Genomic DNA, 14,297 nt, shown 5'->3' with positions numbered 1-14,297 from the left:
TTACACTAGAAAATTCTGTTGAATGACCACATTATCCGATCAAAGCGCTAATGAGAAAACATGCTGTCCGTATTGTAGGTGGTGATTACCGTCGCACACCGATTTCAGTCGTCGATGCACCCGGTCTGCGGCCCACACCGGACCGTGTACGCGAAACACTGTTTAACTGGCTTAACCACTTCTGGGGTGGTCAATTCAGTGACAAGAACGTGCTGGACCTGTTTGCCGGTAGCGGAGCGTTAGGCTTTGAAGCGGCCTCGCGCGGTGTCGCCTTTGTACAAATGGTGGAACGCCACGGGCCCGCAGTGACCAATTTGCGCAGCCTGCGTACCAAACTCAAGGCAGAGCACGTGCGCATCCATGCTGGCGACGCCCTTCATATTCTGGAGCGCAGCCAGATGCGCTACGACCTGGTCTTTATAGACCCACCCTTTGCGCAAGACTGGATGGACCGTATCTGGCCCTTGCTGCCCAATGTGCTGGCACCGGACGCGCTGGTTTACATTGAATCCGAAACCCCTATACAAGCCCCGGATCAATACGGGATACTACGACAGGATAAGGCAGGGCAGGTACATTATCATTTGTTGCGATTTGCTGCGATGCAAAAAACAGTCAATAATGCCGAATTTTCCGGGACGCCTGCACCGCTCTCCCCGGACGCCGACCTGCCAACTTGAACCCCTTACGCGGATGCACCATGATCACAGCTGTTTACCCCGGCACCTTCGACCCCCTGACCCGAGGCCATGAAGACCTTGTCCGGCGAGCCGCCAACCTTTTCGATCACGTCGTGGTCGGTGTGGCCTCCAGCCAGAACAAGCGCCCTTTCTTCACCGTTGAAGAGCGTGTTGAGATCGCCTCCGAAGTGCTCAGCCACTACCCGAACGTGGAAGTGAAAAGCTTTTCCGGCCTGCTCAAGGACTTTGTGCGCGAACAAAATGGTCGCGTTATCGTACGTGGCCTGCGCGCCGTGTCCGACTTTGAATACGAATTTCAAATGGCGGGCATGAACCGTCACTTACTGCCCGAAGTCGAGACCATGTTCATGACCCCCTCGGACCAGTACCAGTTCATCTCTGGCACCATCGTGCGCGAAATTGCCATTTTGGGCGGCGATGTGGGCAAATTTGTGTTCCCGTCTGTGGAGCGCTGGCTACAAACCAAAGCCCAGGAGCGCAAGCAACAAGCGGTTTCAGCGACCTGAACTCGCCCTGTGCAGCGGTCCGTACTACACTGTAAGGTGACCGACTGGTCAAATCCAAGGACCACGTTTATCAGGACACTGCGCGATGGCACTGCACATTACTGAAGAATGCATTAACTGCGACGTTTGTGAGCCGCAGTGCCCCAATCTGGCTATTTACATGGGTGAGGAGATCTACGAGATCAATCCCAACCTGTGTACGGAATGCGTTGGCCACTTTGACGAGCCACAGTGTGTGGTGGTGTGTCCGGTCGAGTGCATCGAAGTTCACCCCCAACACCAGGAAAGCCAGGAAACCCTGCTGGCTCGCTATCACCGGCTACAGTCCGAACCCACGACATAAACAGAAAAAACAAGCCCTGCTCATGGCAGGGCTTGTGATATGTAGGGTCACAGCGCAAGGGGGGCTTAGTCAGTTTGCGGCAAACGCTTTAGCAACCGCAAGGGCTGGCCTGTATAGCGGCTGAACCAACGTGCAGGCAAATCCCCTTCATCCACCAATTGCACGGGCTGGCCATTTTCCTGCCACAGGGAAAAAGAATCCGGATCGTCCTCGATGACGTCCACTTCAATTTCCAGACGCAGCATACCGGGAGCGCGCAGCACCAGTTGACCAAAACGCAGCTCTACGCTTAACCCTGCCAAAGCGGGCAACGCATCAGCAGCCAGAACCCGCCCCTGATCATCCCCCAATACCCAGCGCCCCTTGCAGGCCAGTGCCTTACTGCCACTTAGAGCCGGACCGCCTTGCAACAGGCAAACCGTCTCTTGGGGCAAACTCACCACGTCCCTCGCACTCATGGCTTGAACCATTGTTTCATGGCTTCGCCGACGGTTTGCGGCACCTTGTCTTGCAGCTCTTTCTTGATGATCTGTTCCACCTCGGATTTCACATCGGGCCTGGACTCTGCCTTGGCCTCCGAGACTTGCTGGCTCAACAAATCCAGCAAACCGTCCTGCAGCGCTTTCTTGATGGAGTTGCTGGCAATGTCCTTCCACTGAATCTGGTAGGACAACGCTGCCCAAGGTCCAGAAATATGGATAGGGATCAGCACATTGCGCAGATCCTGGAAAGACTTGCGCTCTTCGGCATCCAGGTTGTTACGGTTCAAACGCACCTGCAAGGTTACATCCGCTTGCTGGGACACCAAATCCAGCTTGGCACCTTTGGCCGTGGTCACCGTCAATATTGGCGTGGTTGCGCGGAAATTGCGGAAAGTGGCTTGCCCTTTCTTGATATCCAAATTGCCTTGCAGACGGTTCAACACCGTGCGACGCAAGGGGTCAGACTCGGGCAGCAACAAAGGAATCTGGCCGCTAAAAGCATTGCGTACGGCCTCATTAATATCACGCACACTTTGGTCCAGGTCTACGCTGCGCCAACTGCCATCCTGCAAATCGACAGTCAGGCCGCCTTCCAGCGCATTCAGACGTTCTTGCTGCGTGGCGCCTTGAGCCTTCAGGTCCAGGCTCACATTGCCCTTGCCTGCCAAATAATCATTGCCGAAAGCATCCAGCAAGAGCGATCCAACCTGCATTTGTTGCAGCTTCAGATCCAGCTCAAAACGCTTGCCTGGCTCAACCTTGGCCTTGGCCTGGAACTGGCCTTCATAAGCCTGTGCAGTGAACTGGGACAAACTGACCACCTGGCCCTGGTTCTTGATCTGGGCCTTGACCTGATCCATCACCACACCCAGGCTGCGCAGTTTTTCGATTTCAAAACGCAGATCAAAAGTAACCTTGTCCAGCCATGGGTAGGACAAAGCCGCGTCGGGTTCTTGCTCTGCTGGTGCTGCGGCATCTGCCTCTTCGGCCTTGGGCTGCTCGGCCTGTTCACCGCCCTCTTTAGCTGGCGCCTGCTCGGTTGCCGCTTCAGGTGCCTGCGCCTGGGGTTCCGGCTCTGTTGTGGGTACCACTTCAGGGGCCGTCGCCCAGAAAATCGAGCGCAGTTCATCCAAATCCAGCTTGTCAGCTTTCAGGATCGCATCCAGCAAGGGACCCTTGCCCTTATCGTGCAAAGTCACATCAAGACTGCCTTGAGCCTGCTCGGTGCTGCTGCTTAACTGCGCACTGTATTCCTGCTTGCCTTTGTTCAGGTCAGCTTGACCGGTGATAGGCATTTCAAAACGGCTACCTGCATCGGCTTGGTCTTCAACGCGAATATTGGCTTGAATCTCCGGCAGACGCAGCCATTCATTTGAGGGTTGCCACTGCAAGGGGGAGCTTGCCTTGAACTGAGCGACACGGCTGCCCTGTTTGATCGCTCCATCCAGCTTGGCCTGCTCAAAGATCAATTCCTGGCTGTTGCCGGACAAACCCTGCAAGGTCAAGCCCAGCCCCAAAACTCGGGGGCCGCTGACTTTCAGGCTGGCAACGACAGGCGATCCTTCCGCTTGGGCAGGCGATACCTGGATGCGAGGCACATCCAAGGCCAGATCCAGGTCCTGATCTTCATTCTTGCCACGAACACGCAAAGCCAGCTTTTCGAACGACACCAGATCGCTGACGCTGTCGATCTGCATCTTGGGCGTGCTCAGCGAAGCGCTCAGATCGCTGACTGGATAAGCGCCCCGCCACTGACCTTGCAATTGTGTATCCAGATTGGTGGCGCTGAACTGACGCTGGGCGGACTTGTAAGCCACATTACCCTTAACGGTCAGACTTTGCGCCTGCAACTCGTCCAGATCACCGACAAAGCTCACATTCAGTTTCTGGGCGCCATAGGATTTGGAAGCGGGGTCCAGACTCAGTTGCCCCTGCCCCTCCAGCACACCGTCTGCCAGGGGATAGTCACCCGACAGGCGGCTTTTGAACGCCACATCAAAAGGCTGACCAAAGGTCATGCGGCCCGTATTCACTTCCAGCTGTAGCAAACGGCCAATCACATTGCTGCGTTTGCTGAAGTAATGGATCTCGCCCCCCTTAAGGCTCAGACCCGCAATATCAATCTGGAAATCCGTCTCGCTACCGGAACGCTTGGCAATCAACTCAGGAACCGGCAAGGATTCAGGTGCGGGCTCAACGGGGTTTTCCTGTGGAGCCTCGGCCGCTTGGGCAGCGGGCAGCAAAGACACGCCAGAACGAGCCACCGGCAGTGGTGGACCAGCGGGTGGTGCCTGCAGCAGGTCATCAAAATTCAACTTGCCTTCTTCATCGCGCACAATCCAGGCTTTAAAGCCCGTAACAGCGACATGATCGACCACCAGACGGTTATTGATCAACGGCCAAAGCGCCACGGCAAAGCGGGCGCTTTCCAAAGAAGCGAAGGGATCTTCCGAATTACGGTCAGACAGGGACAGCCCCTGCACGGACAGGCCGATGCGGGGAAATAAAGAAAGTTCGATATCACCGTCAATCTTGAGCGTACGTTGATACTTTTGCTGGACGATATCAGCCAGCTTCTGTTTGTACGAATTGGGATTGAATGTCAGCAGGAAAATCGCCCCGCCTACCACCGTGACAATAGCTAAAACGACGAGGCTGAATAAGCCCCGCTTAAACCATACTTTCATGTAAGCCTCTAGGACCTCGGGGCAGGATGCAACACGCCATCTGCCCGGATACGAAATGCTAACCCATGTCGGGCGATTGGTAAGTAACGAAAATAAGAAATATCCACCCGTATTCTAAAAAGCAGAGTCGGTTGTCAGTAATACGCCATTATTACCGAAGGAAATAAAGACATATTATTAATGTCGGCAGCCTTAGATACATTTCACGACATACAGGGGTTATGCTTGCTCTATCCTATATAAGCCACTTGATCATCAATTCCAGAACCAATCATGAAACTAGAGACGCTTGCCATTCATGCTGGCTATCAGCCAGATCCGACCACAAAAGCTGTTGCTGTTCCGATTTATCAGACCACTTCCTACGCTTTCGACAATACGCAACACGGCGCGGATCTGTTTGACCTGAAGGTACCCGGCAATATTTACACCCGCATCATGAACCCCACCAATGCTGTGCTCGAAGAGCGTGTCGCAGCACTGGAAGGCGGGATTGCGGGATTGGCTGTCGCCTCTGGCATGGCGGCCATCACGTATGCTATCCAAACGATTGCAGAGGCTGGCGACAACATTGTGTCTGTCAGTAAGTTGTACGGCGGCACCTACAACCTGTTCGCACACTCCTTCCCGCGCCAAGGCATTACCGTCAAATTTGCCCAGCCCAACGACATCGACGCGCTGGAAGCCCTGATTGACGACCGCACCCGCGCTGTATTTTGCGAAACCATCGGCAACCCGGCTGGCAACATCATTGATATCCGTGCGCTGGCCGATGCCGCCCACCGTCATGGCGTCCCCCTGATTGTCGACAATACCGTTGCCTCCCCTGCCCTGTGCCGTCCTATCGAACACGGTGCCGACATCGTGGTGCACTCACTGACCAAATACATGGGCGGTCATGGCACGACCATCGCTGGCATGGTAGTGGACTCCGGCAAATTCCCTTGGGCCGAGCACAAAGAGCGCTTTGCCATCCTGAACACACCTGATCCGTCCTACCACGGCGTGGTTTACACCGAAGCCTTCGGCCCGGCCGCCTTCATTGGCCGCTGCCGCGTGGCTCCGCTGCGCAATACCGGCGCTGCCCTGGCTCCCTTGAGCGCCTTCCAGATCCTGCAAGGCATCGAAACCTTGCCTTTGCGCATGGAACGCCACACCGAAAACGCCTTGAAAGTGGCCGAGTATCTGAACGCCCACCCACAGGTATCTTGGGTCAAGTACGCAGGTCTGGCTGACCATCCTGACCACGAACTGGCCAAGCGCTACATGGGCGGCAAACCTGCAGCGATTCTGTCCTTTGGTATCAAAGGCGGTATTGAAGCGGGTACCCGCTTTATCGACGCACTGAATCTGGTGCTGCGCCTGGTCAATATTGGCGATGCCAAATCCCTGGCTTGCCACCCTGCCAGCACCACACACCGTCAACTGAACGCCGAAGAACTGGCGGCGGTAGGCGTAAGCGAGGACATGGTTCGCCTATCCGTGGGCCTGGAACATATCGACGACATTCTGGCTGACTTGGAACAAGCCCTGGAAGCAGCGGCACGCGGCTAAAACCAGAAATCCTGTACAGGCCGCAATAGCTGTGCAGGTTTGTCCGCATCAAGCTAAAAAAGCCTGGAATCGGCATAGCACCGACTCCAGGCTTTTTGATATTTTCTCGACACAGCCATCAGGCTGGCCGTGTTACTGGCGCAAGCTCATCAGGACTTGCGAAATAGCTGTGCCAAACCGCCCAGCAAGCTGCTGGCATCGGTAATGTGGGACGGATCAAACTGACCATTCGGGCTGGCTTGATTGATCAAGGACGGCAACATGATCTTCAGGTTCTCCAGCACGCTTTGCTGGTTCAGACCCGACAAATCTTCCAATTGCTTGATCGCTGGTTGACCCATCACGCTCAGCAAGTCCTGCTGGCCAATTTCCTGATTGCTGCCCTGCGAAATCCAGGACGAGACCACCTCACCAAAACCACCCGCGCGAAAGCGTTCAATCAGGCCGCTCAAACCACCTGGATACGTGCTGATCACCTGAATCAGCGCAGGCAACAAGGCGCCCTGCTCTTTGGATTTGGAATCCGTAGCCGACAAGGCCGACACAACAGAATTAAGCAAACTCATTATTTTTCTCCCCAATGCATGGCACCGTGCGTCAGCGGGTGCTGATATCGGTTCTCATTATGCCGTGACAAACCGTCAGACGGGGCAGCTTAATTGTCAAGGTGGGTCAATAGGTCACGGACGCCAAAGCCCTATTGCTCTGGGCTGGGCCTACGCTACACTGGATTGATAGTTCGGCACGCCACACAGATCGACTCCCTGGAGATTCTGGAATGACACACGCTTGCTATACCGTCCTGTCCCCTGAAGAGACTGCCCGCGCTCTGCCTTATCCGGAGCTGGTCGCCCAGTTAGGCAAAGCCATGGCCCAATATGCCGCTGGCACTATCGTCGCCCCCACCCGGCAAGTTCTGAGCTACCCAACGGCAGGAAAAATGCTGTCCATGCCTGCGGTCTCTCACGATATCGGTGTGCACAAACTGGTTAATGTGATGCTGGACAATCAGCAACAAGGTCTTGGCAGCATCCAGGGCCTGGTTAGCGTCTACGACGCTCAACATGGCTTACCCGTGCTGGTCCTGGATGCCCCCACCTTGTCCAAACGTCGTACTGCCGCCGTATCCATGTTGGGGATTCAGGCACTGTGGCCTCATGGCCCCGAACACATCACCTTGCTGGGATACGGGCAGCAGGCCCAGGCACACTGCGATGCCATCATGACGCTGTACCCTCAGGCCCGCGTCACCCTGACAGGCCGCAATATTGGCCGTGCCCAAGCGGTGGCCACATCCTTGCAAAATCAGTTTGGAGATCGGGTTCAGGCTGCTGCGGCCATTCCTGAAAAAACGGATGTCCTGATTACCCTGACATCCAGCTTGACACCGGTCTATCACGAGCCTGCCCGCCTGGACCGCCTGTTGATTGGCGTAGGAGCATTCCAGGCTGATATGGCCGAGTTCGAGCCCCATACCCTGCTAGCCAGCCACCTCTACGCGGATGATGTCTGCGCAGCGCGCCAAGAAGCCGGCGACCTGATTCAGGCCAACGTAGCCTGGGAACAGGTTCACAGCATTCATCAAGTGCTGCGCACGCCAGCACCCAGAGATAAACCTTTATTCTTCAAATCCGTGGGCTCTGCAGCCTGGGATTTAGCAGCAGCACGCTGTGCTTTGCAGCATGTAAACCCAGTTTAAATACTTAGGACGCTAATCAATTGCTGCCATACTCCAAACAAGCCCAGAGTGTTAATCTGGCGCGTACAATCCCTTACAGTTATTGACCGACTTTTTTTCCTGCGCCCCTCATGACCTCTCAGTTGCCTCCTATCGAAGACGATCCGTATCAGATCCAGTCCAAGTTTGAAATTCTGCGTGTTTTACGGGCCATCGAAAAAGGGGGCCTTCTCTTGCACATGGAGGCCAATCGGGGCAATGACCGGATTGTGACCACCATTTTAGATATTGATCTGGACAACAATGTGGTGGTGATCGATACCGCCAACAAAGAAGAAAAAACCCGCAATCTGTTGCAGTCCGAACACACCAGTTTCGAGACCTCGATAGACAAGATCAAGGTGACATTTCAAGGGCCTACACCGGAGGTCGTGTCCTACGAAGGACAGCCGGCCCTGGCGATCCCAATTCCCGAATCCATCCGCCGCTTACAACGACGCGAATTCTTCCGCGTCACCGTGCCTGTCAGCGAACCGGCTATGGTGATCTTGCGCTTGAATAACGAAGCCAAGAGTTTTCTGTTGCACGATATCAGTGGCGGCGGCTTGTCCTTGGTGGACGAATCGCAAAGCCTGGCAGAGGTGATTGGTGCGCATAAAACCGAGTCCCTGCTGGAGCTGCCGCAGGCCGGTTCTTTTGTCGTGGCTCTACAAGTGGCGCGTACCGAGACACAACAACTAGCGAACGGTAAACAAATTCACCGTTTGGGCTGTACGTTTATTGATCTATCAGCCTCCACGCAGATGGCCATTCAGCACTACATCAGCCGCCTGGAACGCCAACAGATCGCCAAACAGCGCGGTCACGGTTAATTCGACGTCCGGGACATCTCCAAATCACCGGGGGTGTCCACATCGCGCAAGATACCCTCATCCACTAAAGGCACCCACAAGGTCTGATCCTTATTGGCCTGTAACAAGGCCCGCGCGCCTTGCTCGTCTGAAAGCGCCAGAAGCGGTTGACGCCACGCCAGACCAAAGCCGACGGGATTGCCCGTCTGCCCATTGAAAACGGGACGCACGATCCCGGCCCCATCCTGCACCGCCTGAGCGACTGCCGCCACAGAGCTTGGCCGCAACCAAGGCATATCGGCCAGTAAAACGACATAACCATATTGGGGACTGCAAGCCTGTATCCCGGCTTTCAGGCTGACTCCCATACCGCGGATGGCAGCAGGCGCCTGAACGAAACTGATCGGCAAGTCGTCCAGCTCCTGACGCAAAATCCGCTCATGCACATCACAAACAATCAGCACCTCATCGAGCACAGACAAGGCCGTCTCACAGACACGGCGCACCATCGTTCTGCCATCGTCCATCTTGGCCAATAACTTCAACTGCTGACCCGAAGGGTCGAAGCGGTGCCCCAGGCCCGCCGCCAGAATAATGCCCGTCACCCCGGATACATGCTGCTGCCCTGCCATCCTGGCTCCTTTTGAACTAGGTAATGTCTCGTCGACAATGCGTATTGCGTCGTTCACTAGACTAATAGAAAGAAGCCTGAGGGGACAAGCATGGTTAAAAAGCCGTGATGAGTGGATCAAAGAAGTCTCTGTGAAGACGCCATTCAGTCGGCCTGCTGGGGTGTCGGGGCTGAGCACTTGCCGGTGCTACGCACCGGTGCCCTTATCAGGAGATAGCTACGGGCGCATCCTGAACTCGCGGGGTGGTTCGTCCCCCGGACGAACCACAAGCGCCCCGCTCAAACAGCAGGATGCTTACACCCCTACGCTATCTCCTGACCGCGGCAAGTACTCTGATCCGCCCCTACACCCCAGCAGGCCGACTGAACGGCTCACAATGGCTTTTTATCTACCAATCTCTTACGGGCTCTTTGAACAAACAAGGCCTCGTGCATTGCTCTTCTGCAGTTTCTAGGCTCCTATCGTTCTGCTCTTCTGCACTTCCTAAAAATCTATCACCTTGCTCTTTACAGTCCCCAAATCAGGCTCGTCACATCAACAACTCAACAACCAAGAGCAGAACTAACTTGCTGATTTACTACGTGTCCTGTCCTGATAGCACACCAAGAGCTCTACTCATTCACGGGATCTCTAAACTCACACTCCACTGCCACTCTTCGTTTTACTTTCCCTCTAAACACAAAAGAACAATTAAAAACCACATCTAAACTGATATCCCCAAACCCCGAGAACATTCAGCCTCAGCCAAAGCCCCCCTCCCTTCCCTTCCCATCCAATCTGGACCCTTACCTTTCATCCCACCTCCGCAAGTGCCGTTTGTGCTTTCACCCGTGTTGCTTGTTTTCTTGTGGGGCCCGGGGACGGCTTGACGGGCGAGTCAGGGCTCTTGCCGCCGGCAGAGTGCAGGGGCGGGATGCAAGGGGCGTGCTGTTTGAGGAGCACGCTTGCGGTTTGTCCGGAGGGACAAACCGCGCTCCGAGTTCACGACCCGCCCGCCCCGGCACTCTGACAAGGGCACCCACGCGCAGCGTGGGCAAGGGCCCCGCCAAGACAAGCCGTCTCCGGGCCCCACAAGAAAACCATCCACTCCCTTACGCAAAGCCCAAACGGCACGCCCAGAAGAAAGCCGCCCCAGAACAAGCGCTCTACTACCCCAATCCCTAAGCCTAAGCCCTAAGCCCTAAGCCCAAAATTCGAAATTCGAAATTCGAAAAAAGCAGATACCCCGCGTTTAAAAAGGAGGGCCAAAGGTTTAAAACCAACAATATCTATTTGACACCATCTGTTATATTTTCCCGACGCAGGCCGAGGGAATCCCTTTCATCCGCCAGCCCCGATGCAGCAACAATGAACGCCCCACGCTAATCAAACTGTTTCCTCTACCTCAGGGGCCATTCAGTGCAAACAATATCTCGCGCATTCAACACCTGCTCAACAATGAAACTAACAAAACTGTATACCGCCCTGGCGCTTGCTATTGCGCCCCTGGCAGCTCATGCCCTGGAAGACAGAACCGTTACAAATGCAGCGGGGCGCACCGTGTTTATCGCACGGTTTTTCGATATGAACGACGGTTCATTCGACAATGACGAAACGTCATTCTGGAGCTGGGAGGGCCATCAAGCCTATAAAGAACAGCTCCTTGAAGGCATGGGCTATTGGGCTGAAATATTGCAGCCCCAAGGCGACAACCCTGCGACCATCGTCAATATCGGCACGATTAATGACCCAGGCAATGCCTACGGAGGCTCACCCACCGCCAATGGCGGTCAAAGCGCACTGACGCAGATGCAGCAAAACATGTTCGGCCTGTCGCCTGCAACCGGCACACTGCCCTTTGGTGGACATGGCTTTTTTGGCCTGGGCCAAGACGATTACGCAGCAAACCAGGCGTTTACACAAACTCCCCTTAGCGGAAAAGACAGCGTACTGCTGACAGCCGTTCACGAAATTGCCCATGGGCTGGGCATTTTAAGCAGCGTGGAGGACAGAGGCAGTTTGGATGAGACCCAACCCTACTTTGAAAGCCAACTCAGTAGCTGGACCCAACTGCTAAGAGACGACAATGGCAAACCGGCACGCGCTGGCCAGAAGATTCTGTGCGATGGCTGCGACAACTCCTACGACCCCGACGCTTTTGATGTGCGTCAGGACAAGGGCTATCTGACCGGAACGCACATCGAACAAGTGCTGGCTGGTGGCCTGCGTGGTGTGCCCGTAAAGATGCTGGGTGAAGGTGGCGGCATAGACAACAACTTCATGAGCCATATCGAGCTTCAAAACAGCGTCATGAGCCACCAGAACTACCGCAACTATTCAGGCTTCATGGAAGCTGAATTGGCAGTACTGCAAGATCTGGGCTACACCATTGACCGGGCCAACTTCTTTGGGCGCTCAATCTACGGCGATGGCCTTGAGCTGGTCAATACCCAAGGCTTCTTTGCCCGTAATGCCAAAGGCACACAGTACCTTCCAGGCCAATACAACCAATCCACACTGGGTCTGGGCCTGCATATCTACGGCAGCAACAATCAGGTCCGACAAGCGGCTGACCTGCTGGCAGCCGGATCAGGTGGAGCAGGCATACGGGTCGATGGTCAGAACAACACGCTTATTATCGACCCAGGCGTCAGAATCTACGCAGATGGCTTGAACGGGCAAGGTATTCAATTTGCCTACGGCCGTGGGCATACGCTGGTGCATCGCGGCGACATCCAGGCTACTGGCCCTCAAGGTGTCGGCCTGCGTTTTGACTTTGGCACCAACTCCCTGGGCAACCATACCGAGCGTCGTGGTTCCTATATACGCAGTATTGAAGGCGTCGATCAAGCCCTGCTCCCCGAGCTGAACGGCCCCCTGGTTAAACAAGCCGACATTAGCGGGCGGATCGCAGGCCGGCAAGCTGCCATCCTGATTTCTGACAATGCCTACGTCGGGCGTATCAACCTGATGCAAGGTACCCAGATTGAAGGCGATATCATCTCGCAGTATGCACAACGCGACGACCAGAACCAGCTACGTCTGACTACGCTGTCGTTTGGGCAGGCTGCCGATCATATGGGCCGCAGCATCGATCAACCCGATACCACCTTCCACTTGAGCTACGCCGGGAACATCACAGGCAAAGACAATCTGACCCTGTCCTTTGACGGCGGTACAACACAACTGAACGGTAACGTGCAGGTCCACAGCGCCGCCATCCACGAAGCGGCGACATTGGGCGGCAATGCCCGCTTCGATCTGGCCAGCGGTCAGGCCCTGATTAACGCCGGCACCCTGACGCCTGGTAACTCAGTCGGGCGCATTCAGGTAAATGGCGACTTCCAACAAACAGCAACGGGCCGCCTATTAGCCGAATTTGATGGTAAAGGCGACCACGACGCACTTGCCGTCAGTGGTAATGCCGATTTGGCCGGAACGCTGCAACTGACGCCTGTGGCGGACTGGTATCAAAACGCCTGGTCTGCCGACACAGGCTCATTTATCGAAGCCGCCAGCTACAGCGGCAGCTTCGACGCCACTCAGATCACCGCCGTATCGCCCACCTTGCAGTTTGACGCTGCCCCGTTGGGCAATGAGCGCTACCGTTTGTCTGCCACCCGCACCGACAATGCCTATAGCCAATATGGCGGCGACGACAACCAACGAGAAGCCGGCAAGGCTTTGTTCAAGCTGGCCGCCGCCGCACCGGCACCCGCGCAAACCCTGTTCCAGGAACTCGACTTCTCGGCCAAGGACGGCTCACAAATACCCGCTGCCCTGGATCAGATTTCACCGGCTGGCTACAGTGCGGCGATGACCGCTTCTCTGATGCATGAACGTTCGATCATGCAAACCGCGCGCCAAGGACTGAGCCAAAGCATGTTGCGGCCCGGCACCGACTGGCAGGGCTACGCCTTGGTGTTCGGTTCAAGTGGCGATCAGAACACGCGAGGTTCCATGCTTGGCTACGATGCCAACAGCTATGGCCTGATCCTTGGAGCTGGGCGCGCCCTGGAGTCGGCCCCCAACTTCGCGGTGGGAGCACAGCTTGATATTTCAGATCTATCGGTCAAACCGGATGCCCCGTACTCCGGCAAGAGCAAAGCCACCGCATTTGGCTTGGCTGCCCATCTGCAATACCGCCCCGGTGCACGGGAAGGCCTTTTTGGATTCAGCGGGCTGCGACTGGGGCTAGAACAAGCCAATATGCGCAGGCAAATTGCCATTGGAGACTATCAGGCCACGCACTCGTCTGACTGGACGGGGCGCAATCTGTCGATTGACGCAGGCACAGGCTACCTTTGGGAGCTGAACCCCTCCTTATCGCTAGGCTCCTTTGCCAGCATGAACTATGCCTTGGTGTCCCGCCCATCAGTCGACGAATCGGGTAATGCAGCCACGCGCCTTCACCTGGACAGCAAGCGCGTCGATGCCTTGCGCTCCAGCCTGGGGCTGACGGCGCAATGGAATCGCGCCCTGACTGATGGCAGTAAGCTGGCCGTGAACGTTGACGTGGGCTGGAATCACGAATGGCTGGATCGCGACCTGACCCAAGCAGCCCGTTTCGCCATTGCGTCCACGGATACGGCGTTCAACACCCGCAATAGCGTGCTGCCCCGCGACACGATGAGTCTGCGTGCAGGCCTGACCTGGCAACGCAGTGAGCGTCTGTCGATTGGCACCGGCATCAGCTCACAGTTCGGCGGTGGATATTCGTCGCTACAAGGGCAGATGAATCTGCGCTGGGCGTTTTAAGAATAGACACTTACCAGGAAACGTGACTGTTGCTTGAAACGGTGGGAGGCGCTGATGCACATGCACAAAGCATTCCCCCAACACTATTTACGCGTTCACTAATGCGGCTTGGCGGGTGAGTCAGGG

11 protein-coding genes are annotated in these 14,297 nt (G+C 55.7%); 7 read left to right on the top strand and 4 right to left on the bottom strand.

The features are described from left to right. Window positions 1–50 precede the first annotated feature (50 nt). From rsmD to AC6I6N_RS17855, 3 genes are all read left to right on the top strand, one after another. The gene (gene rsmD, locus AC6I6N_RS17865) at window positions 51–680 is read left to right on the top strand and encodes a 16S rRNA (guanine(966)-N(2))-methyltransferase RsmD (protein WP_094197599.1); all 630 of its coding nucleotides are present in this window, start codon (window positions 51–53) and stop codon (window positions 678–680) included. Window positions 681–700: 20 nt separating this feature from the next. After that, complete coding sequence (gene coaD, locus AC6I6N_RS17860) at window positions 701–1,207, top strand: pantetheine-phosphate adenylyltransferase (protein ID WP_094197600.1); 507 nt, start codon at window positions 701–703, stop codon at window positions 1,205–1,207. A gap of 85 nt (window positions 1,208–1,292) precedes the next feature. Beyond that, window positions 1,293–1,550 (top strand): YfhL family 4Fe-4S dicluster ferredoxin, encoded by a 258-nt coding sequence (locus AC6I6N_RS17855; protein WP_009454772.1) that lies wholly within the window; start codon window positions 1,293–1,295, stop codon window positions 1,548–1,550. 65 nt (window positions 1,551–1,615) lie between these two features. On the opposite strand, the gene AC6I6N_RS17850 is transcribed toward AC6I6N_RS17855, so the two are convergent. Both AC6I6N_RS17850 and AC6I6N_RS17845 read right to left on the bottom strand, forming a co-directional pair. Further along, window positions 1,616–2,008 (bottom strand): MOSC N-terminal beta barrel domain-containing protein, encoded by a 393-nt coding sequence (locus tag AC6I6N_RS17850; RefSeq protein WP_497943700.1) that lies wholly within the window; start codon window positions 2,006–2,008, stop codon window positions 1,616–1,618. Continuing rightward, window positions 2,005–4,719, bottom strand: a complete 2,715-nt coding sequence (locus tag AC6I6N_RS17845) for an AsmA family protein (RefSeq protein ID WP_497943699.1) — start codon at window positions 4,717–4,719, stop codon at window positions 2,005–2,007. The genes AC6I6N_RS17850 and AC6I6N_RS17845 overlap by 4 nt, the downstream gene beginning before the upstream one ends. A gap of 273 nt (window positions 4,720–4,992) precedes the next feature. Between AC6I6N_RS17845 and AC6I6N_RS17840 the strand changes: the two genes are divergently transcribed. Continuing rightward, entirely contained in the window at window positions 4,993–6,273 is a 1,281-nt protein-coding gene (locus AC6I6N_RS17840) for a bifunctional O-acetylhomoserine aminocarboxypropyltransferase/cysteine synthase (RefSeq protein ID WP_094197603.1), read from the top strand. Between the two features lie 149 nt (window positions 6,274–6,422). On the opposite strand, the gene AC6I6N_RS17835 is transcribed toward AC6I6N_RS17840, so the two are convergent. Further along, a complete protein-coding gene (locus AC6I6N_RS17835) occupies window positions 6,423–6,839 on the bottom strand; it encodes a YidB family protein (RefSeq protein WP_094197604.1) in 417 nt (138 codons plus the stop codon). 212 nt (window positions 6,840–7,051) lie between these two features. Here AC6I6N_RS17835 and AC6I6N_RS17830 point away from each other — a divergent pair, with 212 nt between their 5' ends. Next, entirely contained in the window at window positions 7,052–7,972 is a 921-nt protein-coding gene (locus tag AC6I6N_RS17830; RefSeq protein WP_249460104.1) for a delta(1)-pyrroline-2-carboxylate reductase family protein, read from the top strand. A gap of 110 nt (window positions 7,973–8,082) precedes the next feature. After that, the gene (locus AC6I6N_RS17825; RefSeq protein ID WP_094197606.1) at window positions 8,083–8,823 is read left to right on the top strand and encodes a flagellar brake protein; all 741 of its coding nucleotides are present in this window, start codon (window positions 8,083–8,085) and stop codon (window positions 8,821–8,823) included. Here the strand turns inward: AC6I6N_RS17825 and AC6I6N_RS17820 are convergent. Continuing rightward, a complete protein-coding gene (locus tag AC6I6N_RS17820; protein WP_249460107.1) occupies window positions 8,820–9,434 on the bottom strand; it encodes a nucleotidyltransferase family protein in 615 nt (204 codons plus the stop codon). The genes AC6I6N_RS17825 and AC6I6N_RS17820 overlap by 4 nt on opposite strands. Before the next feature lie 1,437 nt (window positions 9,435–10,871). Here AC6I6N_RS17820 and AC6I6N_RS17815 point away from each other — a divergent pair. Then, window positions 10,872–14,171 carry an autotransporter outer membrane beta-barrel domain-containing protein gene (locus AC6I6N_RS17815; protein ID WP_497943698.1) on the top strand — a complete coding sequence of 1,100 codons (3,300 nt, stop codon included), beginning with the start codon at window positions 10,872–10,874 and terminating at the stop codon, window positions 14,169–14,171. Window positions 14,172–14,297 lie beyond the last annotated feature (126 nt).

This window comes from Alcaligenes sp. LTN-3, assembly GCF_059735605.1.
Note: the sequence above shows the minus strand (reverse complement) of the source record. Positions and strands in the feature narration are given on the sequence as shown.

Coding starts and splice junctions, on each gene's coding strand:
- AC6I6N_RS17840 (WP_094197603.1), top strand. CDS start 4,993: ATGAAACTAGAGACGCTTGCCATTCATGCTGGCTATCAGCCAGATCCG.
- AC6I6N_RS17820 (WP_249460107.1), bottom strand. CDS start 9,434: ATGGCAGGGCAGCAGCATGTATCCGGGGTGACGGGCATTATTCTGGCG.
- AC6I6N_RS17855 (WP_009454772.1), top strand. CDS start 1,293: ATGGCACTGCACATTACTGAAGAATGCATTAACTGCGACGTTTGTGAG.
- AC6I6N_RS17815 (WP_497943698.1), top strand. CDS start 10,872: ATGAAACTAACAAAACTGTATACCGCCCTGGCGCTTGCTATTGCGCCC.
- AC6I6N_RS17825 (WP_094197606.1), top strand. CDS start 8,083: ATGACCTCTCAGTTGCCTCCTATCGAAGACGATCCGTATCAGATCCAG.
- AC6I6N_RS17830 (WP_249460104.1), top strand. CDS start 7,052: ATGACACACGCTTGCTATACCGTCCTGTCCCCTGAAGAGACTGCCCGC.
- rsmD (WP_094197599.1), top strand. CDS start 51: ATGAGAAAACATGCTGTCCGTATTGTAGGTGGTGATTACCGTCGCACA.
- AC6I6N_RS17845 (WP_497943699.1), bottom strand. CDS start 4,719: ATGAAAGTATGGTTTAAGCGGGGCTTATTCAGCCTCGTCGTTTTAGCT.
- coaD (WP_094197600.1), top strand. CDS start 701: ATGATCACAGCTGTTTACCCCGGCACCTTCGACCCCCTGACCCGAGGC.
- AC6I6N_RS17850 (WP_497943700.1), bottom strand. CDS start 2,008: ATGAGTGCGAGGGACGTGGTGAGTTTGCCCCAAGAGACGGTTTGCCTG.
- AC6I6N_RS17835 (WP_094197604.1), bottom strand. CDS start 6,839: ATGAGTTTGCTTAATTCTGTTGTGTCGGCCTTGTCGGCTACGGATTCC.